This is a genomic window from Candidatus Halocynthiibacter alkanivorans (assembly GCF_003333265.1).
GTDB lineage: Bacteria > Pseudomonadota > Alphaproteobacteria > Rhodobacterales > Rhodobacteraceae > Halocyntiibacter_A > Halocyntiibacter_A alkanivorans.
The window spans coordinates 62,943-83,315 of the sequence record NZ_QOLB01000066.1 but is presented as its reverse complement, the minus strand read 5'-3'; the positions used below and the strand labels follow the sequence as shown (position 1 = coordinate 83,315).

Genomic DNA, 20,373 nt, shown 5'->3' with positions numbered 1-20,373 from the left:
GGCGGGCGCATTCGGGCAGGGCGCTGGTGGAGAGGCGCTGTGGGTGGGCCGCCTGCAAAGACGCCCCCCCGGTGGTGGCAGGTCAGCCGAGCAGGCGGCGGGCGATGACCTGGGCCTGGATTTCACCGGCGCCTTCAAAGATGTTGAGGATGCGGGCGTCACAGAGTATGCGGCTGATCTGATATTCCAGCGCAAAGCCGTTGCCGCCATGGATCTGCAACGCATTGTCCGCCGCTGCCCAGGCCACACGGGCGCCGAGCAGTTTCGCCATGCCGGCTTCGACATCACAGCGCCGGTCATGGTCTTTTTCCCAGGCGGCAAAATAGGTCAGCTGCCGGGCGATCATGATTTCCACCGCCATCATCGCCAGCTTGCCTGACACCCGCGGGAATTCGATCAGCGAGCGTGCGAACTGTTTGCGGTCAATGGCGTATTGCAGGCCGACTTCCAGCGCGTTCTGGGCGACGCCGATGGCGCGCGCAGCGGTCTGGATCCGAGCGGACTCAAAGGTCTGCATCAGCTGTTTAAAGCCATGGCCTTCGCGGCCACCAAGCAAGTTCTCGCCTTTGACCTGAAACCCGTCAAACGCCAGCTCATATTCTTTCATGCCACGATAACCCAGCACTTCGATCTCGCCGCCGCTCATGCCCGGGGTGGGGAAGGGATCAGCAACCGTGCCCGGTGTTTTTTCGGCCAGGAACATGGAGAGGCCTTTGTAATCCACGCTGTCAGGGTCGGTGCGCGCCAGCAAGGTCATCACATGGGTGCGGGCGGCATGGGTGATCCAGGTCTTGTTGCCGGTGACGGTATAGTCTTCGCCGTCGCGCACGGCGCGGGTGCGCAGCGCGCCGAGATCAGAGCCGGTATTGGGTTCAGTGAACACGGCGGTGGGCAGGATTTCACCGGTGGAGATTTTGGGCAGCCAGTGGGTTTTCTGCGACTCTGTGCCGCCGCAGAGGATCAGTTCGGCGGCAATTTCAGAGCGGGTGCCCAGCGAGCCGACGCCGATATAGCCACGCGACAGTTCTTCCGACACCACCACCATTGAGGCTTTGGACATGCCGAACCCGCCGAACTCTTCGGGGATGGTCAGGCCGAACACCCCCATTTCCGCCAGCTCATCGATGATTTCGATCGGGATCAGCTCGTCTTTCAGGTGCCAGTCATGGGCGTGGGGCGTGACACGTTCATCGGCAAAGCGGCGGAACTGATCGCGGATCATCTCCAGTTCTTCATCCAGTCCGGTGGCGCCAAAGGTGGCGTGGCCGGCGTTTTGCTGCATCAGTGTGACCAGGCGGGTGCGGGCGGCGGAGGTATTGCCGCTTTGCATCAGATTGGTGACTTCAGCGGGAGCGGCAGGCAGGTCGCTCAGCCCCATGTCGGACAGGCGCAGAATCTCGCCCTGGTTCATCGGAATGCCGCCGTGGATCTGATTGAGATATTCCCCAAAGGCGATCTGCAGGATCAGCGCTTCCATGTCATTGAGCCGGCCGTCGCGGTCCAGCTGCTCTGCCCATTTCTGCATCTGGCGCAGCGCCTGGTGATAGGTGGAGAGCCAGGCATAACCGTGCACGGCGGTCTGGTGCAGATCCACCAGATCACCGGCGATGCGCCCCTCTTTCAGCACCAGCGCGCGCACCGATGTCCGGGCCAGGTCGCACAGGGTCTCCACATGAGGCAGCGCGCCTGCGGTCAGGTTCAGCAGATCGGGCAGGCGGGGCTCTGGCCGCTGCAGAATCAGTCCGTTGTCAGGCATGTGCTGTCTCCTCATTGTTGGCTGCAGGTATATTCACTTTGCAGGTGCAGCGCAATTAAAATACCGACAGAACATACGTTTTGAACGAAAGTAACTCTGTCGATTTTGCAGCGCAGCATCAGAAGATCGGCTAGATTGCGGGAAAACACCGGGCAGACAGGCAGAATCATGAGCGCAGTATTCGCAGATATCCCGATGACCTATGTTTTGTTTGCGCTGGCGTTCGGGTTGCTGGCGGGGTTTGTCAAAGGCGCGGTGGGATTTGCACTGCCGCTGATCCTGATTTCCTCTCTGAGCACATTTTTGCCGCCGGAAGACGCGCTGGCGGTTCTGGTTGTGCCGACGTTGGTTGCCAACCTGTGGCAGGCCGCGCGGGGCGGCTTTGCACCGCTGAAGCTGGTGTTTCGTAAGTTTCGTCGCTTTCTGGCGGTGTTGCTGGCCGGGATCCTGATCGGCGCACAGTTTATCCCGTATTTTTCCGAACAGGTGATGTTCCTGCTGATTGGCGGGCCGGTGGTCGCCTTTTCTCTGGTTCAGCTGGCGGGCTTTAAGTTCAGCGTACCCGACGGACGCAAGGGCGTGGTTGAAGTGGTTCTGGGCTCTGCGGCCGGCGTTATTGGTGGCGTGACCGGTGTCTGGGGGCCGCCGACGATTGCCTATCTGACGGCGCTGGACACGCCCAAAAAGGTGCAGATTCAGACCATCGGGGTGATTTTCGGCTCAGGTGCGGTGATGTTGTTGCTGTCACACCTGCAGTCCGGGGTGCTGAATGCGCGCACCCTGCCATGGTCGCTGATGATGGTGGGGCCGGTGATTGCCGGCATGGCTCTGGGCGTGTTGGTGCAGGACCGGCTGGATCCGGTGAAGTTCAGACGCATTACTCTGATCGTTCTGGCGCTGGCCGGGCTGAACCTGCTGCGGCGCGGGTTGATGGGCTGATGGCGGCAACAGGCTGAGCCCACCGCGCGGCTGATTTCGGGGTCGGGCGTTCATATGCTGATATTCTGGGCGCCGTATCCGCAGGGATGCCGGCGCCCTTTATCTGTAAAACCTGCCCGCAAAATGTGGTAGTCTGGCGGCGCGGGGGCTGGTGTACCCGGCCGCGCATTCTCAATCTGATTTGTTGAAAATGGAAAGAGAGGGACGATGTCAGATGTTCAGAAAGGTTCTTGTTTTTGTGGTGCCGTTGAGATCGAGGTCAGCGGCGAACCGGAGGCGATGGGCTATTGCCATTGTGAATCCTGCCGTTCGTGGTCGGCGGGGCCAGTGAATGCGTTTACGCTGTGGAAGCCCGAAGCGGTCAAGGTCACCAAAGGTGGCGACAAACTGACCATGTTTGAAAAAAATGAGTCGAGCCAGCGGCAGTTTTGTTCCCAATGTGGGGGCCATGTGATGACCGGGCATAAGGGCTTTGGTCTGGTGGATGTCTATGCCGCCACCATCCCGACGCAGAAGTTCAGCCCCGGTGTGCATGTGAACTACGCCGAAACGGTATTGCCGATCAAAGACGGGCTGCCCAAGATGCGCGATTTTCCGGCGGAACTGGGCGGCAGTGGCGAGACCATGGAAGAATAGGCTGTCGCTCTGGCGCGCCTGCGCTGGCCAGTGCCATCAGCGGCAGAAACGTCAGACCTTTCAGTGGTACCGGCAGCAACCGCGCTTCCCGCTTCAGCGGCTTAACAAAAAACGCCCCGAAGATTATCCGGGGCGTTTTTTGTTTTCAGAGACGGGACGCATCAGCCGATGGCGGCGGCTTTCACGTCTTCATCGATATAGTCGATATACTGGGTAAAGTTTTCCGAGAACATGTTTACCAGCTTTGCGGCCTGCGTGTCATAGGCGTCCTGATCCGCCCAGGTGCGGCGCGGGTTCAGCAGCACATCTGCAACGCCGGGAACCGAAACCGGAACGTCAAAGCCAAAGTTCGCGTCTTTGCGGAACTCAACTGCGCCGAGCGAGCCGTCGAGCGCGGCGGTCAGCAGCGCCCGGGTGGCACGGATCGGCATGCGGGAGCCGGTGCCGTAAGCGCCGCCGGTCCAGCCGGTGTTGACCAGCCAGCAGGTGGCGCCGTGGCTGGCAATTTTGTCGCGCAGCAGGTTGCCATAGACTTCCGGGCGCCGCGGCATGAACGGGGCGCCAAAACAGGTCGAGAAGGTCGGCTGGGGCTCGGTCACGCCCTGCTCGGTGCCGGCCACTTTGGAGGTGAAGCCCGAAAGGAAGTGGTACATCGCCTGCGCCGGGGTCAGCCGGGCAATCGGAGGCAGCACCCCAAAGGCGTCACAGGTCAGCATGATGATGTTTTTCGGATGCCCCCCCAGCGCAGTTTTGGAGGCGTTGCCAATATAGTGCAGCGGGTAGGCGCAGCGCATGTTGGCGGTGATGCTGTCGTCCTCAAAATCTAGCTCTTTGGTGTCCGGGTCAAACACCATGTTTTCAACCACGGTGCCGAATTTCGACGTGGTGGCGTAGATTTCGGGTTCGGCTTCGGCCGAAAGGTTGATGGTCTTGGCGTAACAGCCGCCTTCAAAGTTGAAAGTGCCACGTTCGGACCAGCCATGTTCATCATCGCCGATCAGCACCCGGGACGGATCAGCCGACAAGGTGGTCTTGCCGGTGCCCGACAGGCCAAAGAAGATGGCAGTGTCGACCGGATTGTTCGGCGCGTGGTTGGCGGAGCAGTGCATCGCCATCACACCTTTACCGGGCAGGATGTAGTTCAGCAGCGAGAACACGGATTTTTTGTTTTCACCGGCATAGGCGGTGCCGCCGATCAGAATCAGTTTTTTGTCAAAGTTCATCGCGATGACAGTGCTGCTGCGGCAGCCGTGTTTCGCCGGATCAGCCAGGAAGCTGGGGCAGTTGATTATGGTATAATCGGCGATGAACCCGTCCAGTTCGGAGCGTTCCGGGCGGCGCAGCATGGTGCGGATGAACAGCCCGTGCCAGGCCAGCTCGGTCACAACGCGCACGTCAAGCCGGTGCGCATCATCAGCGCCGCCAAACAGATCCTGCACAAAATAGTCGCCGTCCTTCATGTGCTCCAGCATGTCGGCATAGAGCGCATCAAAGCTGTCGGGGGTCATCGGCGGGTTGTTTTCCCACCAGATACTGTCTTCGACAGCGGGGGTGCGCACAACAAACTTATCTTTGGGGGAGCGGCCGGTGTGGGTGCCGGTGGAAACGAGGAAAGCCCCGCCGTTTCCGAGCGTGCCTTCGTCACGTTTCAGCGCTTCTTCGATCAGCGCCGGCTCCATCAGGTTGTAATAAACATTTCCCAACCCGTTGATGCCCTGGTCCTCAAGTCGATGTGCCGGGTTCACGCGTCCGGTGGTCATCTGCAAGCTCCTCTGCCGGGTTAACGGCGAATGTCTGAATTTTATGTTAGGCGTAACATCGCCCTTCCAGCCGGGTCAGCGACCGGATGTTTAATCTTTAACATATGGATTTTATGGAAGAACAGGGCGCATTCGCACAGTTAGCGCAATCAGCGCCAGGTTAACGCTAACGGGTTCTATGATCGGAAACTGTGTGCCTGAATATGCGCCATATTAGCCATTATTTGATATTTTTATTGTGGGATAGACCCGAGGCTCTGACCGATTCGCAGATAGGTGTTGATTCCGTGTGGTCAACGCGGGATTATGGTAAAAAAATATAATATTTGGGCAGTATAAGGATACCTCACTATGTCGAGGATTGCATTGGTTGATGATGACAGGAATATCCTGACGTCGGTTTCAATGACACTTGAGGCCGAGGGCTTTGAGGTCGAGACCTATAATGACGGTCAGGCTGCACTGGATGCGTTTAATAAGCGCCTGCCCGATATGGCGGTGCTGGATATAAAAATGCCCCGGATGGACGGCATGGATCTGCTGCAGCGGCTGCGACAGAAAACCTCCACCCTGCCGGTGATTTTCCTGACCTCCAAAGATGACGAAATTGACGAGGTTCTCGGCCTGCGAATGGGGGCGGATGACTATGTCAAAAAACCGTTTTCCCAGCGGCTGCTGGTCGAGCGTATCCGGGCGCTGTTGCGGCGGCAGGACGTGCTTGAAGGGCGCGACGTGGTCGAAAGTGATGAAGATAAAGTGCTGGAACGCGGCGACCTGGTGATGGATCCGCTGCGTCATTCGGTGGTCTGGAAGGGCACGGATGTGTCGCTGACCGTCACCGAATTCCTGTTGTTGCAGGCGCTGGCCCAGCGGCCGGGCTTTGTCAAAAGCCGCGACCAGCTGATGGATGTGGCCTATGATGATCAGGTTTATGTGGACGATCGCACGATCGACAGCCACATCAAACGTCTGCGCAAAAAGATGCGCGGTGCCGACAAAGAGTTTTCGGCGATCGAAACGCTGTACGGCATTGGTTACAGGTATAACGAAGAATAATGACGCTGGTGTCCAAGATAGGCCTGCGCCCCAAAGCAAAGCCGGCAAAACCGGCCAGGGCTGCGGATGTGGTGCTGGGCGAAGACTGGGAGGCTTTGAACAGCCCCTCAGACGATGCGCTGCGGGCTTCGCGTGCGCGGCGTGGTTTTATCTCGATCAATCGTTCGCCGCTGGCGCGTAAAATCATCGTCTTCAATCTGCTGGCGATCATCATCATGGTGGCCGGGGTGCTGTATCTGAACCCGTTCCGCGACTCTCTGGTGATCCAGCGCGAGCGCGGTCTGGTGACCGAAGCGGCGCTGATTGCCGAAGTGTTTGAAGCCACCCTGCCCAAGGGCGCGCCGGTCAATTTTGTGACTGGCGACGGTGCCGATGTGGCCGAAACCCTGAGCGGGCTGAGCCTGCCGGCGGGGCTGGACGTGTTTGTCTTTGACCCTTCCGGCACGCTGATCACCACCAGCGTCGGTTCTGAGCGGGCCGAGGCCGTTGTCATCAAGGGGCTGGAGCGCAGGATGCAGCCGACCCTGATCACCGATTTTCTGGGCCGGATCTGGGACGGGGTATCGGGGCTGACCTCTGACAAACAAGCCGCGGATGCGGATTTTGACGTGACAAAGCTGGCCGGGGACCTGGTGCAGGCGACCCTGGTGGACGGCACGCAGGTCAATACGGCGCTGGACAGTTCCGGGCGCACGGTGTTTTCCGTTGGCACGCCGCTGAAACAGGGCGGGGTGACCGTGGGTGTTGTGGCGGTGACCTCGGCGGCCGGGGAGCTGGACGCGCTGGTGCAGGTGGAACGCGAGCAGGTGTTGCAGATGTTTGTGATCGCCATCCTCGTTTCGGTCGGGCTGAGCCTGGTGCTGGCCTCGACCATTGCCAACCCGCTGTCGGATCTGGCAGCGGCGGCGGAATTCGGGCGTGTGAGCAATTCACAAAACCTGGGGCCGGGACGGATCCGTATTCCGGATCTGAGCGGACGGCCGGATGAGATCGGACGGCTGTCAGGTGCGCTGCGCGGCATGGTGGCGGCGCTGTATGACCGGATCGACGCCAATGAGCAATTCGCCGCAGATGTGGCACATGAAATCAAAAACCCGCTGGCGTCGCTGCGCTCGGCGGTCGGCACCATGCGGGTGGCGCGGCGGGACGATCAACGTGAAAAGCTGTTGCAGGTGATCGAGCATGATGTGCGCCGGCTGGACCGGCTGGTCACCGATATTTCCAATGCGTCGCGGCTGGACAGTGAGTTGGTCAAAGAAGAAGAAGAGCGATTCAACCTGCTGCCGATGCTGAGCAACCTGATCGAACATCTTGGTGCGGAGGCGGGCAAAAAGGGTGTGGAATTCATTTCAGATCTGCCTGATGAGCCGGTCGAGATTGTCGGTCTGGAAGCGCGGCTGGCGCAGGTGTTTGTCAATCTGATCGCCAATGCCACCTCGTTCTGTGACGAGGGCGACGCGATCCGGATCTGGGTGCGGCGCCGCGGCAACCGGGTGCTGATTGTGGTGGAAGACACCGGCCCGGGCATACCCGAACAAGCGTTGCAGAAAATATTCAAACGGTTCTATTCGCAGCGGCCCGAGAGCCAGTTCGGCGACAATTCAGGGCTTGGGCTGGCGATCTCCAAACAGATCGTTGAGGCCCATGGCGGCGTAATCTGGGCGGAAAACATCCGCCCCACCCATGCAGATATCACCTCTGAGCCGCTGGGCGCGCGTTTTGTGGTGGGTCTACCCGTGTGAGCAACAGCACCAGATCAGAACCTATAACAGGGCCGGCACCGGAAGGGGCTGGCCCTTGTTATGTGCATGGCACCACCGTGGCCTGGGGGCCGGGCGCGGTGCTGATCCTGGGCGGGTCTGGCAGCGGCAAGTCGGCGCTGGCGCTGGAGCTGATGGCGCTGGGATGCGTGCTGGTTTCAGATGATCAGACGGAGCTGCAGCGCCAGGGGCCGCTGCTGCGCGCGACGGCACCCGCCCCGCTGCGTGGCATGATTGAGGCCCGCCATGTGGGGCTGCTGGCGGCGGAAGTGCAGGAGAGCGCCATTGTGACCCTGGTGGTGGATCTGTCGCAGGTGGAAGCAGAACGTTTGCCCCCGGAACACAAACACCACCTGCTGGGGCTGGAGCTGCCGCTGTTGTACGCGGTTCACGCGGGATATTTCCCTGCAGCGATTTTACAATATCTGAAAGGGGCAAGGAGAGCGTGATGACTGTGCCCGGGGCAAAGAGCGCGAAAAAGGCTGAGAAGAAGGCTGAAAAAAAGACTGGAACAGCGATCGGGACTGAGGCTGGGGCCGGGGCCGGGCAAATAGTCGGAACTGAGGCCGGGGCAGAGAAACAGGTCGTGACCAGCGCTGAGAGCGGGGCGCGTACAGAGGCTGAGGCCGGGGGCGGCACGGCGGCTGAAACCGCTGCGGCGCCGGGGACTGTGCCAGGCCACGGGCCTGATCGCGGGCCGGAAAGTGGGCCGGAAGGTGAGCCTGACAATGGATCGGGCCATGGGCCGGACAGTGGATCGGGTAGTGTGTCGGGCGGCGACCCGGACGGGGCCGGACCGCGTCTGGTGCTGATCACTGGCCCTTCTGGCGGCGGGCGTTCAACCGCGATCAACGCGCTGGAAGACCTGGGGTTTGAAGTCATTGACAATATGCCGCTGTCGCTGTTGCCGCGTCTGCTGGAGGGGCCGGCACTGAGCCGGTCGCTGGCGCTTGGCATTGATGTGCGCAACCGCGACTTTTCGGTAGAAGCGACGCTGGCGCTGATGGACAGCTTGTCGCGCGGCACCGCCGGCCCGGAGGTGAATGTGCTCTATCTGGATGCGCGCGCGGATGTGCTGGTGCGCCGCTTTTCTGAAACCCGGCGGCGTCATCCGCTGGCACCGGCTGAATCGGTTCAGGCAGGCATTGCGCGCGAGCTTGATCTGCTGGCACCAATCCGGGCACGGGCGGATTTTCTGATCGATACATCTGAGCTGACGCCGCATGATCTGCGTCGCGAACTGGATCAGTGGTTCTCGGAGGGCGGCAAAGCAGAGCTCGCCGTGTCGGTGCAGTCCTTTTCCTATAAACGTGGTGTGCCACAGGGCATTGATATGATTTTTGACTGCCGGTTTCTGCGCAATCCCTATTGGGATGAGGCGCTGCGGGACCTGACGGGCCAGGATGCGCGGGTACACGAATTTGTCTCCGGAGATCCGCGGTTTGCACCGTTCTTTGATCAGGTTCTTTCGCTGTCAGAAATGCTGTTGCCGGCCTATAAGGAAGAGGGTAAGTCCCATTTCTCGATCGGCTTTGGTTGTACCGGTGGCCAGCACAGATCGGTCACAACTGCGGAAAAAATGTCGGCGGCTCTTGCGATGGGCGGATGGCAGGTGTCTATAAGGCACAGAGAATTAGAACGGCGCGGCCTGTTGGTGGCGCCCGGTAAGCTGAGGTAGAGTGGCGTGATCGGAATTGTCATTGTCGCACATGGTGGTCTGGCCAGAGAATATCTGGCGGCGGTCGAACATGTCGTTGGCAAACAGGCGGGAATGCAGGCCATAACCATCGGGCCGGAAGATGACCGCGAGCAGAAACAGGCGGAAATCTGTGCCGCGGCCAACGGGGTGGATGATGGCAGCGGTGTTGTTGTGGTCACCGATATGTTTGGCGGCTCGCCCTCCAACCTGTCCTTGCGCGCCTGTAATGCCTGCAACCGGCGCATATTGTATGGCGCCAACCTGCCCTTGTTGATTAAACTGGCCAAGACCCGGCATCTGAGCGTTGATGTCTCGGTGACAAAATCTCTGGCCGCAGGACGAAAATACATCGACAGTTTCGATGCCAGCCAGCAGTGAATGAGAAAAATATGAGCAACGCCGCACCAATGACATTAAAAATCGTCAACCAAAAAGGGCTGCACGCGCGCGCGTCAGCCAAACTTGTTGAGGTTGTCGAAGCCCATGATGCAATGGCGGAAGTGTCCCGTGATGGGCTGAGTGCGGCGGGGGACAGTATTATGGGGCTGTTGATGCTGGCCGCCTCCAAGGGGACTTCGATTGAGGTTTTGACCAGTGGCCCCGAAGCTGCCAAACTTGCCACGGCGATCGAAGCGCTGGTGGCCAACCGTTTTGATGAAGATTTTTGATACACCAAAAACAGATTACATGACAGGAACACCAGATTGGTTGACAGCTACCAGGAAAACCCGGTTTCAGATGTGCCACCAATGCAGCGCCACGACCGGGGCAGCCTGACCTATGCCGATAGTTTTGAGAACCCGCTGAGCGCTGCCGCCATCCGCGCCATTGAGTGGATGACGGGCAAATATACCATTGTGCGGGCGGTGCGCCGCTTTGAAAAGGTGCAGCCAACGCCGGTGGGGCAGGCGTTCTGGGGCGCGGCGATGAAGGTGATGGGGATCGAGCTGACCACCCCTGCAGAACAGTTCGCCAATATTCCCAAATCCGGTCCGGTGGTGGTGGTGGCCAATCACCCCCATGGCATGGTGGACGGGATGATCCTGGCCGAGCTGATCGGCCGGCCGCGCCCGGATTACAAAATCCTCACCCGCTCGCTGTTGACCGGTATCGATGAAACCGCCGGCAGTTTTATGATTCCGGTGCCATTCCCCCATGACAAGGACGCTCAGAAAAAAGGCCTGGAAATGCGCGCGCGCGCAATGGCGGAGCTGAAAAGCGGCGGAGTGGTGGCGCTGTTCCCCTCCGGGGTTGTGGCGTCGTCTGACGGCATGTTTGGCCCCGCGGTTGAGGCCGAGTGGAATGTGTTTACCGCCAAAATGATCCGCCGCTCCGGGGCTGCAGTGGTGCCGATCCATTTTATGGGGGCCAATTCGCGCTGGTACCAGATCGCCAACCGGGTGTCGCCTATGCTGCGTCAGGGCCTGTTGCTGCATGAGATTGCCCATGCGTTCAACAAACCCCAGGGCCCAGTAATCGGACCGGCATTTGACCGGGATGAGGTGGATGCCCGCATTGGTGAGCCGCGTGAATTTATGAAATGGCTGCGCGAACGTACGCTTGCGCTGTAGCGGGACCGGCTTTGTCGCGCCGGCCCTTGTGTTCAGATGAAAAAAGCCCGCGCTTCACACGCGGGCTTTTTCTGTCAGAGCGGCGAAACCATGTCGGACCGGGGACAGGCCTTTGGGCCGCGGACGCTCTGGTGGCGTGGCGGCACTATGTCGTGACCGGGATGCTCTGGCGTGACCGGGATGCTCTGGCGGGCAGGGACACCCTGTGGGACTGCGGACACCCTGCGGGACTGCGGGCACTCTGTCGGCAAGAACACTCCGCGGCCGCAGAAACGCTGGTGGCCAGAGGGAAGCGGCGGGGGCGTGCCGCTCAGCGGGTCGGCACCGGGATCTCGCCGCGGTAGTCGTAAAAGCCGCGCTTGGATTTGCGGCCGAGCCAGCCGGCCTCGACATATTTGGTCAGCAGCGGGCAGGGGCGGTATTTGGTGTCGCCCAGGCCTTCGTGCAACACATTCATGATCGCCAGGCAGGTGTCCAGACCGATGAAATCCGCAAGCTCCAGCGGACCCATCGGGTGATTGGCGCCGAGTTTCAACGATTCGTCGATCGACTTGACCGAACCAACGCCCTCATAGAGCGTATAGACCGCCTCATTGATCATCGGCATCAGGATGCGGTTGACGATGAAAGCGGGGAAATCTTCGGCGCTGGCCGCGGTTTTGCCCAGCTTTTCAACGACATTGACCAGGGCCTTATAGGTCGGCTCATCAGTGGCGATGCCCCGGATCAGCTCCACCAGCTGCATGATCGGCACCGGATTCATGAAGTGGAACCCCATGAATTTTTCCGGCCGGTCGGTGCGGCTGGCCAGCCGGGTGATCGAAATTGAGGAGGTGTTGGAGGTCAGGATTGTATGGGGCAGCAGATGCGGCAGCAGGTCTTCAAAGATCGCCGCTTTGATGGTTTCGCGTTCGGTCGCCGCTTCGATCACCAGATCGGTTTTGCCCAGATCGGCCAGCACCAGGGTGGTGCTGATGCGGGCCAGCGCCGCGTCCATCGCCGCCTGGTCGATTTTTTCGCCCTTGACCTGGCGGGCCATGTTTTTATGGATCCGCGTCTGGGCGGCATCAAGACTGTCCTGGTTGATGTCGGTCAGCAGCACATCAAACCCGGCCAGCGCGAACACATGCGCGATGCCATTGCCCATCTGACCTGCGCCGATAATGCCTACGTTCTGGATTTCCATACTGCCGCCCTTTGTGTCGAATTCGCTTCAAACATTAATCTGCAGGCCGGCAACGGGCAAGGGGCAGAAGCCTGTAAAACTTGCGGTAAATTAGCAGTTTAGCCATTTCTCAACCTGTAGATGCGAATCTGACTGTGGGTGAAATTAATTTATTGAGTGGGTGGATACATGGCCTATGAATATCAGAGCGATCATGCGCTCAGTTATTTTCCGTGCAGGTACGGGAAATCAAAATTACTGTTCCGCGGTCCGAAAAAGAGGCTGGACGGGGATTATGTCGCCGTACTGGGTGGTACTGAAACATACGGAAAATTTGTTGAAAATCCGTTTACAGACATGCTGGAACAACGGCTGGGCACCACAGTGGCGAATCTGGGCTGTGTGAATGCCGGGCCGGATGTGTTCGTTGGCGACGAGGTGGTGCTGGATATCTGCTCCCATGCCAGGGTGACGGTGATCCAGATTGCCGGGGCGCAGAATCTGTCTAACCGGTTCTATGCGGTGCATCCGCGGCGCAATGACCGGTTTCTGAAAGCCTCGAAGCTGATGGAAACGATGTACCGCGACATCGATTTCACCGATTACAATTTCACGCGGCATCTGCTGAGCGCGCTTGAAAGCAATTCGGCGGACAAGTTTTTGATGGTGCGCCAGGAGTTGAAAGAGGCCTGGGTGGCGCGGATGACCACTTTGCTGGCAAAGATCGACAGTAAAGTGGTGCTGTTGTGGATGGCGGATCATGCGCCGGAAGACAATTTCGCCCAGACCGGGCTGCAGGCGGATCCGTTGTTTGTGGACCGCGAGATGCTGGAGCAGGTGCGGCCGATGGTGGATGACATCGTCGAAGTGGTCGCCGGCCACGACGAAGTGGATGCGGGCTATGAGCGTTTGGTTTTTTCCGAACTGGATGCGCCCTCGGCGCGCCAGATGCTGGGAGCCGTCGCGCACGACCGGGTCGCCGGGGCGCTGCAGGGGGTGTTGAGCGGCTTGCTATAAGCCTGGTGTTGGGCGGGCGGCGGCTCAGGCCGCTGCCGTGTGATGCAAATACAAAAAGGCCCGCCGGAGTGGCGGGCCTTTTGCATTGTAGTGCTGTGGAGCAGAGATCAGCCGAGTTTTTCGGTGAGCTCGGGCAGCACTTCAAACAGATCGCCAACAAGGCCAAAGTCCGCAACCTGGAAGATTGGTGCTTCTTCGTCTTTGTTGATCGCGACGATGACTTTGGAGTCTTTCATGCCGGCGAGGTGCTGGATGGCACCGGAAATGCCCACGGCGATGTAAAGATCCGGCGCCACGACTTTGCCGGTCTGACCGACCTGCCAGTCGTTGGGTGCATAACCGGAGTCGACCGCAGCGCGCGAGGCACCAACGGCGGCACCGAGCTTGTCAGCCAGGGCGGAGATCAGCGCGAAGTCTTCTTCGCTGCCCACGCCACGGCCACCGGAGACCACGATACCGGCCGAAGTCAGTTCCGGACGGTCAGAAGTGGCAACCTTGTCTTCAACCCATTCCGACAGGGCCGGATCGGCGGCGGCGCTGATCGCTTCTACGCTGGCGGAACCGGTTTCAGCAGCGGCGTCAAAGGTGGCGGTGCGCAGGGTCAGAACCTTGGTCGCATCCGTAGATTTGACGGTCTGAATGGCGTTGCCGGCGTAGATCGGACGTTCAAACGTATCGCCGTCAATCACGGTGACAACATCAGAAATCACCATCACGTCGAGCAGGGCGGCAACCCGGGGCAGGGTGTTTTTCGCCAGCGCAGTTGCCGGGGCAACGATGTGGGAATAGTCGCCGGCGAGCGAGACGATCAGATCGGACAGAGGCTCGGCCAGACCATGGGCGTAGAGCGCGTCATCGGCGACCAGCACTTTGGCCACACCGGCGATTTTGCCAGCGGCGTCGCCGGCAGCGGCGGAAGTGGCCAGCACGGTGATGTCGCCAAGGGGTGCGGCGGCGGTGACCGCTTTGGCGGTGGCGTCAAAGGACAACACGCCGTCGATGACTTCTGCGAGAAGAAGAACAGCCATTATACCAGCCCCCCGTCTTTGAGTTTTGCGACCAGCTCGTCCACGGAGCCGACGATGATACCTGCCGCGCGGCTGGCGGGTTCGGTGGTGGAGACCACGCTGAGGCGCGGCGAAACATCGACGCCGTAGTCGGCAGCGGTTTTCTGGTCCAGCGGTTTGCGTTTGGCCTTCATGATGTTGGGCAGGGAGGCATAACGGGGCTCGTTCAGACGCAGATCCACGGTCACGATGGCCGGCAGTTTGACTTTAATGGTCTGCAACCCGCCATCGATTTCGCGGGTGACGGTGGCGCTGTCGCCGTCCACAGAGAGCTCAGAGGCAAAGGTGGCCTGGGCCCAGCCGGTGAGCGCGGCCAGCATCTGACCGGTGGCGTTCATGTCGTTGTCGATCGCCTGTTTGCCGGCGAGCACGAGACCGGGGGCCTCTTCGTCGATCACGCCTTTGAGCAGTTTGGCAACAGCAAGCGGTTCGATGTCCTGGTGCACATCGTCAGCGGCAACAATCAGGATGGCGCGGTCGGCGCCCATGGCCAGCGCGGTGCGCAGGGTTTCCTGGCATTGTTTGACGCCAATTGACACCACAACAACTTCGTCAGCCTTGCCGGCTTCGCGCAGACGGATCGCCTCTTCGACGGCGATTTCGTCAAACGGGTTCATCGACATTTTGACATTGGCGAGATCAACACCGGAACCATCCGCTTTGACACGGACTTTCACGTTATAATCAATCACACGCTTAACAGGTACGAGGACCTTCATTGGGGGATACTCCCTTAATCTGCAGCCGCTTTTCTGGCCGATTCATGCTCTCACGGAGATGGATAGCGCTTCATGACCGTATTAAATAGCGCAAAATCGACACCAGTTGGTGCGAGGACGTCACGTATTGAGCTCTGTTGTGGGATAATCGTCGCCGCAGTGCGGAAAAATACACCGGCGCGCAGGGGCGCTGCGGCAATATGACCGGGCAGCGTGGGGCCGCTCGGGGTCAGTTTTCGGCGGGGCAGGTCCGCGCGGTCGGGGCTTTAGCGGTTGGCGCCGGGCACCCAGAGCACATCGTCGCGCCCTTCGTCATTGGCCATGCGCGACGCGGCAAAGAACCAGTCAGACAACCGGTTGAGATATTTGACCGCCACCGGGTTGACCGGCTCCTGGCCCGCGAGCTCCACTGTGTGGCGTTCCGCGCGCCGTGCCACGGTGCGGCACAGGTGCAGATGAGCCGCCAGTGCGGAGCCGCCGGGCAGGATAAAGCTGCGCAGCGGTTCGAGCACCGCTGTCATGGCGTCGATCTCGCGTTCCAGCCGGTCCACCTGGCTGTCCACCATGCGCAGGGGCGGGTATTCGGCCGTGGCATCCTGATCCATATCCGGGCGGCAAAGATCCGCGCCGAGGTCAAACAGGTCGTTCTGAATCGCCGCCAGCTGAGTGGCAGGTCCGTCGCTGGCATGCAGCCTGGCGAGGCCAAGCGTGGCATTCAGCTCGTCCACGGTGCCATAGGCGGTGACGCGGGCCGAATGTTTGACCACACGGCTGCCATTGCCAAGCGCGGTTTCGCCCCCATCGCCGGTTTTGGTATAGATCTTGTTGAGCACCACCATGCGCGTCAGCCTTTTGAACGTACAAACATGAACAGCAACACCGCCGCGATGGCGATGAATTGGGCAATAATGCGGTAGCGCATCATGCGGTTGCCGTGTTTGCGGTTGAATTCACCGCCGAGGGCAAAACCGCCGATGCCGATGGTCAGCACCACCAGAACCGACAAAGCGGCGATGATCACCAGAATGAATAGCGGGTCCTGAAACATCTGCGTCTCCTTTCAGTATCTGAGTCTGGATATAGCCGTTTGGCGCGTCCTGACAATCAATTGCGCGCCATAATCTTGTCAATCACCCGGGTGGGCAAGGCTCTTCTGAAGGCTGCGGCAATATACGTCGGGGTGGTGACGTAATAATGCGCGCGTGGCCGGGGCGCCTCAATGGCGTGGATCAGCTTGTCGGTGACCGCCGAGGGTGGCAGTTCAAAGCGGTCTTTGCCGCCGCTGTCATCATTCAGCCGTTTAAGCAGGCGATCACGGTACAGATCCGCGCGCGCCGAATCTTGCCAGTTGATCCACTTTTTAAACTGCTTGCCGGCGTTTTTGCGGAAATCGGTGGTAATCGGTCCGGGTTCGATCAGCGAGACCCGGATATTGGTGTCTGCCATTTCCAGCCGCAGCGTGTCGGTCAGCCCTTCGAGGGCAAATTTGGTGGAATTATAGGCGCCGCGCCATTTGAGTGCCACCAGGCCCAGCACAGAGGAGCAGTTCACAATGCGGCCATGGCCCTGGGCGCGCATCGCCGGGATCAGCTGGCAGGTCAGATCGTGCCAACCAAACAGGTTGGCTTCAAAGATGGTGCGCAGAGCCTCACGCGGCAGGTCTTCGACAGCGCCGGGAATGGCATAGGCGCCGTTGTTGAACAGCGCATCAAGCGTGCCGCCGGTGCGTTCAAGGGTCTCAGCCACCGCAGCGCTGACACTGTCGGGCGATTCGTAATCCAGCGGAAAGCTTTCCAGCCCTTCGCCGCGCAGTCGGGCGCAATCTTGTTCCGCACGGCAGGTGGCAAAGACGCGCCAGCCGCGCTTGTGCAGCGTATGCGCCGCGTCATAGCCGATGCCTGAGGAGCAGCCGGTGATCAGAATGGATTTTTTGCCGGAATAGTCTGCCTGGGTCATGCGCTCTGCCTTATATGCCTGTGCGTTGGCCGGGGTCCCCAGATTTATACCTGATGCCGCCCTGGGCCTTTGTGTTTGCGCTGAGTGTGCGGATAGCGGCCCGGTTTGCAAGCAGATCTGTTGATTGGCGCGGGTCACCCGGGCGGCATCCGTGGCCGTAAAACAACCGCGCACTGAATTTTCGCGATCCGGACCGAGGCGCTTTACCGCCGCCAGTCGCGGCGCTATCAACGGGGCATGAGTGATAATCTGACAGACGAATCTGAGGTGGTCACCGGCGAGGTGGCCGAACCGCTGCGCCGCGCGATTGGCGAGCGTTATCTGCAATATGCGCTGAGCACGATTATGCACCGGGCGTTGCCGGATGCGCGTGACGGGCTGAAACCTGTGCACCGGCGCATTCTGTATGCGATGCGCGAGCTGAAGCTGGCGTCCAATGGCGGCTTTCGTAAATCGGCCAAGATTTCCGGCGACGTGATGGGCAACTATCACCCGCACGGGGACGCGGCGATCTATGACGCGATGGCGCGTCTGGCGCAGGATTTCGCGGTGCGTTACCCGCTGGTGGATGGCCAGGGTAACTTTGGCAATATCGACGGCGATAACCCGGCGGCGGCGCGGTATACTGAGGCGCGCATGACGGTTGCGGCCGAGGCTTTGCTGACCGGGCTGAACGAGGACGCGGTTGATTTCCGCGACAATTACGACGGCACCCTGACGGAACCTGTAGTGTTGCCGGCGGCGTTCCCCAACCTGTTGGCCAACGGGTCAACCGGCATTGCGGTGGGCATGGCGACCAATATCCCGCCGCATAATATTTCCGAGCTGATTGACGCCTGTCTGCACATGGTCAAAACGCCTGATGTACGCGACGAAACGCTGCTCAACTACGTGCAGGGGCCTGATTTCCCCACCGGCGGCATCATTGTCGAGCCGCGCGAGATGATGGCCAAAGCCTATGCCACCGGGCGTGGCTCGTTCCGGTTGCGGGCGAAATACGAGATCGAAGATCTTGGCCGTGGTCAGTGGCAGGTGGTGGTCACTGAGATCCCCTATCAGGTGCCCAAATCACGGCTTATTGAGAAGATCGCCGAGCTGATCCAGAATAAAAGGATCCCGATTCTGGGCGATGTGCGCGACGAATCTGCCGAGGACATCCGGCTGGTGCTGGAGCCCAAGTCGAAGAACGTCGATCCGGATATGCTGATGAGCATGATGTTCCGCTATTCCGATCTGGAAGTGCGGTTCTCGATGAACATGAACGTGCTGATCGACGGGCGCACGCCAAAAGTGTGTAGCCTCAAAGAGGTGCTGCGCGCCTTTCTGGACCATCGCCGTGACGTGTTGCAGCGCCGTTCTAATCACCGTTTAGAGAAGATCGACCACCGGCTTGAGGTGCTCAAGGGCTATATCATTGCTTTCCTCAATCTGGACCGGATCATTGAGATCATCCGCAACGAGGATGAGCCCAAAGCGGTGATGATGGCGGAAGACTGGGGCGGCGGGGTGTTCCTGTCTGATGTGCAGGCCGAAGCGATCCTGAACATGCGTCTGCGTTCGCTGCGCCGTCTGGAAGAGATGGAGCTGAAGCGCGAACACGATGCGCTGCTGGAAGAACGCGGCGGGTTGATTGAGCTGCTGGGCAGTGAAGCGCTGCAGTGGGACCGGATTTGCGAAGAGCTGCGCCAGACCAAAAAGGACTTTGGCAAAGGTTATGCCGGCAGTGCGCGTCGCAGTCAGTTTGCCGATGCGGTTGAAGTCGAAGAAGTGCCGCTTGAGGCGATGATTGAGCGCGAACCGGTGACAGTGGTCTGTTCCAAAATGGGCTGGATCCGCGCCATGAAAGGCCATATCGCGCTGGACGGGGCGCTGAAATTCAAAGACGGCGACGAGAGCATGTATGTGTTCCACGCTGAAACCACCGACAAGCTGTTGCTGCTGGGCAGCAATGGACGGTTCTACACCATCCTGACCGCCAATCTGCCCGGCGGGCGTGGCATGGGGGAACCGGTGCGCCTGATCGTCGATTTGCCCAATGAGGTCGAGATCATATCGCTGTTCATTCACGATCCGGCGGGCAAACGTCTGCTGGCCTCCACTGCGGGGGACGGGTTTATCGTGCCGGAAACCGAATTGCTGGCGCAGACCCGCAGCGGCAAACAGGCGCTGAACGTGCGCGGCGAGGTGAAAGCCCTGGTCTGTTCCAAAGTGGCGGGCAATCATGTGGCTTGCGTTGGGGAGAACCGCAAAGTGCTGATCTTCCCGATCGAGGAGCTGCCGGAACTGGGCCGGGGCAAAGGCGTGCGGTTGCAGAAATACAAGGATGGCGGGCTGTCTGATGTGCGCACCTTCGATCTGGAGCTGGGGCTGAGCTGGCAGGACCCGGCCGGGCGTACCCGCACCGTCAGCGAGGCTGAGCTGGGCGAATGGCTGGGCAAACGGGCCGGCACCGGGCGCATGGCACCACGCGGATTTCCGCGCGACAACCGCTTTAACTGAGCAAACGGCATTTTGGGGCGTCCGGGCGCGTTGCGCGGACGCCCTTGCTGTGTCACGACTTGCGGGAACAGAAAATCAGGAGAATACCGATGGTTAAGTTTATGCGTGGCGTAATGGCGCTTGTTTTGCTGACAACACTCAGCGCCTGTGCCGTTGACGCGAAACTGGAACCGGCACCTGAACCACTCGGGGATTTCCGTTTTGGCTATAATGTGGTCATCACCAAGAATATGCAAAAAGGCCCCTTTTCGCGGGATGCCAGCGAAGAGATGATCAAAACGGCCATTCAGGAAGCGATGGACGCACGGTTCAAACCGTTTGAGGGCGAAAAGCTCTATCATATCGGGCTGAATGTCGACGCCTATGCGCTGGCCGGGCCAGGGGTGCCACTGCTGTTCAAACCGCGCTCGGTGCTGGCGGTCTCGGTCTCGGTGTTCGATGATGCCAGCCGCAGCAAGCTGAACGCAGATCCCAAGTTGATTACCGCTTTTGAAGGCATTTCGGGGGAGACGCTTCTGATCGGCTCGGGTCTGATGCGCACCAAGGAAAAACAGCTGGAAATCCTGTCGGTAAATCTGGCGGCGAAAGTCGAGGATTACCTGCGGGAAAATGGCACCTGGTTTGGCATGGATCCGGCCGATATTCCGGCACCATCAGAGGATGAAGGTGTGGCCGCGTTACAAGCACCGGAAGAAACGCAGCCTGAAGGCAACTGAGTCTTGATTTTGCCCTGGTTTCCAGGCTAACGAGCGCGCGATGTTGAATCAGGACCA

The 20,373-nt window shown here is 59.8% G+C and carries 20 protein-coding genes; 12 read left to right on the top strand and 8 right to left on the bottom strand.

What is annotated here, in order from left to right; all coding sequences use genetic code 11:
- Nucleotides 1-82: 82 nt before the first annotated feature.
- Nucleotides 83-1,756, bottom strand: coding sequence for an acyl-CoA dehydrogenase family protein (locus DWA01_RS06630; RefSeq protein WP_114285055.1), 1,674 nt, complete (start codon nt 1,754-1,756; stop codon nt 83-85).
- A 168-nt stretch (nt 1,757-1,924) separates the two neighbouring features.
- Here DWA01_RS06630 and DWA01_RS06625 point away from each other — a divergent pair, with 168 nt between their 5' ends.
- Nucleotides 1,925-2,695, top strand: a complete 771-nt coding sequence (locus DWA01_RS06625) for a sulfite exporter TauE/SafE family protein (RefSeq protein ID WP_114285054.1) — start codon at nt 1,925-1,927, stop codon at nt 2,693-2,695.
- Nucleotides 2,696-2,902: 207 nt separating this feature from the next.
- The gene (locus DWA01_RS06620) at nt 2,903-3,331 is read left to right on the top strand and encodes a GFA family protein (RefSeq protein WP_114285053.1); all 429 of its coding nucleotides are present in this window, start codon (nt 2,903-2,905) and stop codon (nt 3,329-3,331) included.
- 161 nt (nt 3,332-3,492) lie between these two features.
- Here the strand turns inward: DWA01_RS06620 and DWA01_RS06615 are convergent, their stop codons facing one another.
- On the bottom strand, nt 3,493-5,091 hold the full coding sequence (locus DWA01_RS06615) for a phosphoenolpyruvate carboxykinase (RefSeq protein WP_114285052.1): 1,599 nt from the start codon (nt 5,089-5,091) through the stop codon (nt 3,493-3,495).
- A gap of 351 nt (nt 5,092-5,442) precedes the next feature.
- On the opposite strand from DWA01_RS06615, the gene DWA01_RS06610 reads away from it, so the two are divergent.
- From DWA01_RS06610 to DWA01_RS06580, 7 genes are all read left to right on the top strand, one after another.
- Nucleotides 5,443-6,147 (top strand): response regulator transcription factor, encoded by a 705-nt coding sequence (locus DWA01_RS06610; RefSeq protein ID WP_114285051.1) that lies wholly within the window; start codon nt 5,443-5,445, stop codon nt 6,145-6,147.
- A complete protein-coding gene (locus DWA01_RS06605; RefSeq protein WP_114285050.1) occupies nt 6,147-7,889 on the top strand; it encodes a sensor N-terminal transmembrane domain-containing protein in 1,743 nt (580 codons plus the stop codon). The genes DWA01_RS06610 and DWA01_RS06605 overlap by 1 nt, the downstream gene beginning before the upstream one ends.
- Nucleotides 7,886-8,356 (top strand): HPr kinase/phosphorylase, encoded by a 471-nt coding sequence (locus tag DWA01_RS06600; protein ID WP_235008441.1) that lies wholly within the window; start codon nt 7,886-7,888, stop codon nt 8,354-8,356. Before DWA01_RS06605 ends, DWA01_RS06600 begins: the two co-directional genes overlap by 4 nt.
- 317 nt (nt 8,357-8,673) lie before the next feature.
- Entirely contained in the window at nt 8,674-9,585 is a 912-nt protein-coding gene (gene rapZ / locus DWA01_RS06595) for an RNase adapter RapZ (protein ID WP_235008443.1), read from the top strand.
- Nucleotides 9,586-9,591: 6 nt separating this feature from the next.
- Nucleotides 9,592-9,984 (top strand): PTS sugar transporter subunit IIA, encoded by a 393-nt coding sequence (locus DWA01_RS06590; protein WP_114285047.1) that lies wholly within the window; start codon nt 9,592-9,594, stop codon nt 9,982-9,984.
- Nucleotides 9,985-9,995: 11 nt separating this feature from the next.
- Nucleotides 9,996-10,274 carry an HPr family phosphocarrier protein gene (locus DWA01_RS06585; RefSeq protein ID WP_114285046.1) on the top strand — a complete coding sequence of 93 codons (279 nt, stop codon included), beginning with the start codon at nt 9,996-9,998 and terminating at the stop codon, nt 10,272-10,274.
- Between the two features lie 81 nt (nt 10,275-10,355).
- Entirely contained in the window at nt 10,356-11,177 is an 822-nt protein-coding gene (locus DWA01_RS06580; RefSeq protein WP_114285063.1) for a lysophospholipid acyltransferase family protein, read from the top strand.
- Between the two features lie 310 nt (nt 11,178-11,487).
- Here DWA01_RS06580 and DWA01_RS06575 read toward each other — a convergent pair whose 3' ends face one another.
- On the bottom strand, nt 11,488-12,363 hold the full coding sequence (locus tag DWA01_RS06575; protein ID WP_114285045.1) for a 3-hydroxybutyryl-CoA dehydrogenase: 876 nt from the start codon (nt 12,361-12,363) through the stop codon (nt 11,488-11,490).
- Nucleotides 12,364-12,531: 168 nt separating this feature from the next.
- On the opposite strand from DWA01_RS06575, the gene DWA01_RS06570 reads away from it, so the two are divergent.
- The gene (locus tag DWA01_RS06570; RefSeq protein WP_114285044.1) at nt 12,532-13,359 is read left to right on the top strand and encodes a DUF6473 family protein; all 828 of its coding nucleotides are present in this window, start codon (nt 12,532-12,534) and stop codon (nt 13,357-13,359) included.
- Between the two features lie 107 nt (nt 13,360-13,466).
- Here DWA01_RS06570 and DWA01_RS06565 read toward each other — a convergent pair whose 3' ends face one another.
- The 5 genes from DWA01_RS06565 to DWA01_RS06545 all read right to left on the bottom strand — a co-directional run bounded on the left by DWA01_RS06565 (nt 13,467) and on the right by DWA01_RS06545 (nt 17,101).
- Nucleotides 13,467-14,387, bottom strand: coding sequence for an electron transfer flavoprotein subunit alpha/FixB family protein (locus DWA01_RS06565; protein ID WP_114285043.1), 921 nt, complete (start codon nt 14,385-14,387; stop codon nt 13,467-13,469).
- A complete protein-coding gene (locus DWA01_RS06560; protein WP_114285042.1) occupies nt 14,387-15,145 on the bottom strand; it encodes an electron transfer flavoprotein subunit beta/FixA family protein in 759 nt (252 codons plus the stop codon). Before DWA01_RS06560 ends, DWA01_RS06565 begins: the two co-directional genes overlap by 1 nt.
- Before the next feature lie 266 nt (nt 15,146-15,411).
- Nucleotides 15,412-15,984 carry a cob(I)yrinic acid a,c-diamide adenosyltransferase gene (locus tag DWA01_RS06555; protein ID WP_114285041.1) on the bottom strand — a complete coding sequence of 191 codons (573 nt, stop codon included), beginning with the start codon at nt 15,982-15,984 and terminating at the stop codon, nt 15,412-15,414.
- A gap of 5 nt (nt 15,985-15,989) precedes the next feature.
- Complete coding sequence (locus tag DWA01_RS06550; RefSeq protein WP_114285040.1) at nt 15,990-16,193, bottom strand: twin transmembrane helix small protein; 204 nt, start codon at nt 16,191-16,193, stop codon at nt 15,990-15,992.
- Nucleotides 16,194-16,249: 56 nt separating this feature from the next.
- Nucleotides 16,250-17,101 carry an SDR family oxidoreductase gene (locus DWA01_RS06545; protein ID WP_114285039.1) on the bottom strand — a complete coding sequence of 284 codons (852 nt, stop codon included), beginning with the start codon at nt 17,099-17,101 and terminating at the stop codon, nt 16,250-16,252.
- Between the two features lie 237 nt (nt 17,102-17,338).
- Here DWA01_RS06545 and parC point away from each other — a divergent pair, with 237 nt between their 5' ends.
- A complete protein-coding gene (gene parC, locus DWA01_RS06540) occupies nt 17,339-19,600 on the top strand; it encodes a DNA topoisomerase IV subunit A (protein WP_114285038.1) in 2,262 nt (753 codons plus the stop codon).
- Nucleotides 19,601-19,689: 89 nt separating this feature from the next.
- Nucleotides 19,690-20,316 carry a hypothetical protein gene (locus DWA01_RS06535; RefSeq protein ID WP_114285037.1) on the top strand — a complete coding sequence of 209 codons (627 nt, stop codon included), beginning with the start codon at nt 19,690-19,692 and terminating at the stop codon, nt 20,314-20,316.
- Nucleotides 20,317-20,373 lie beyond the last annotated feature (57 nt).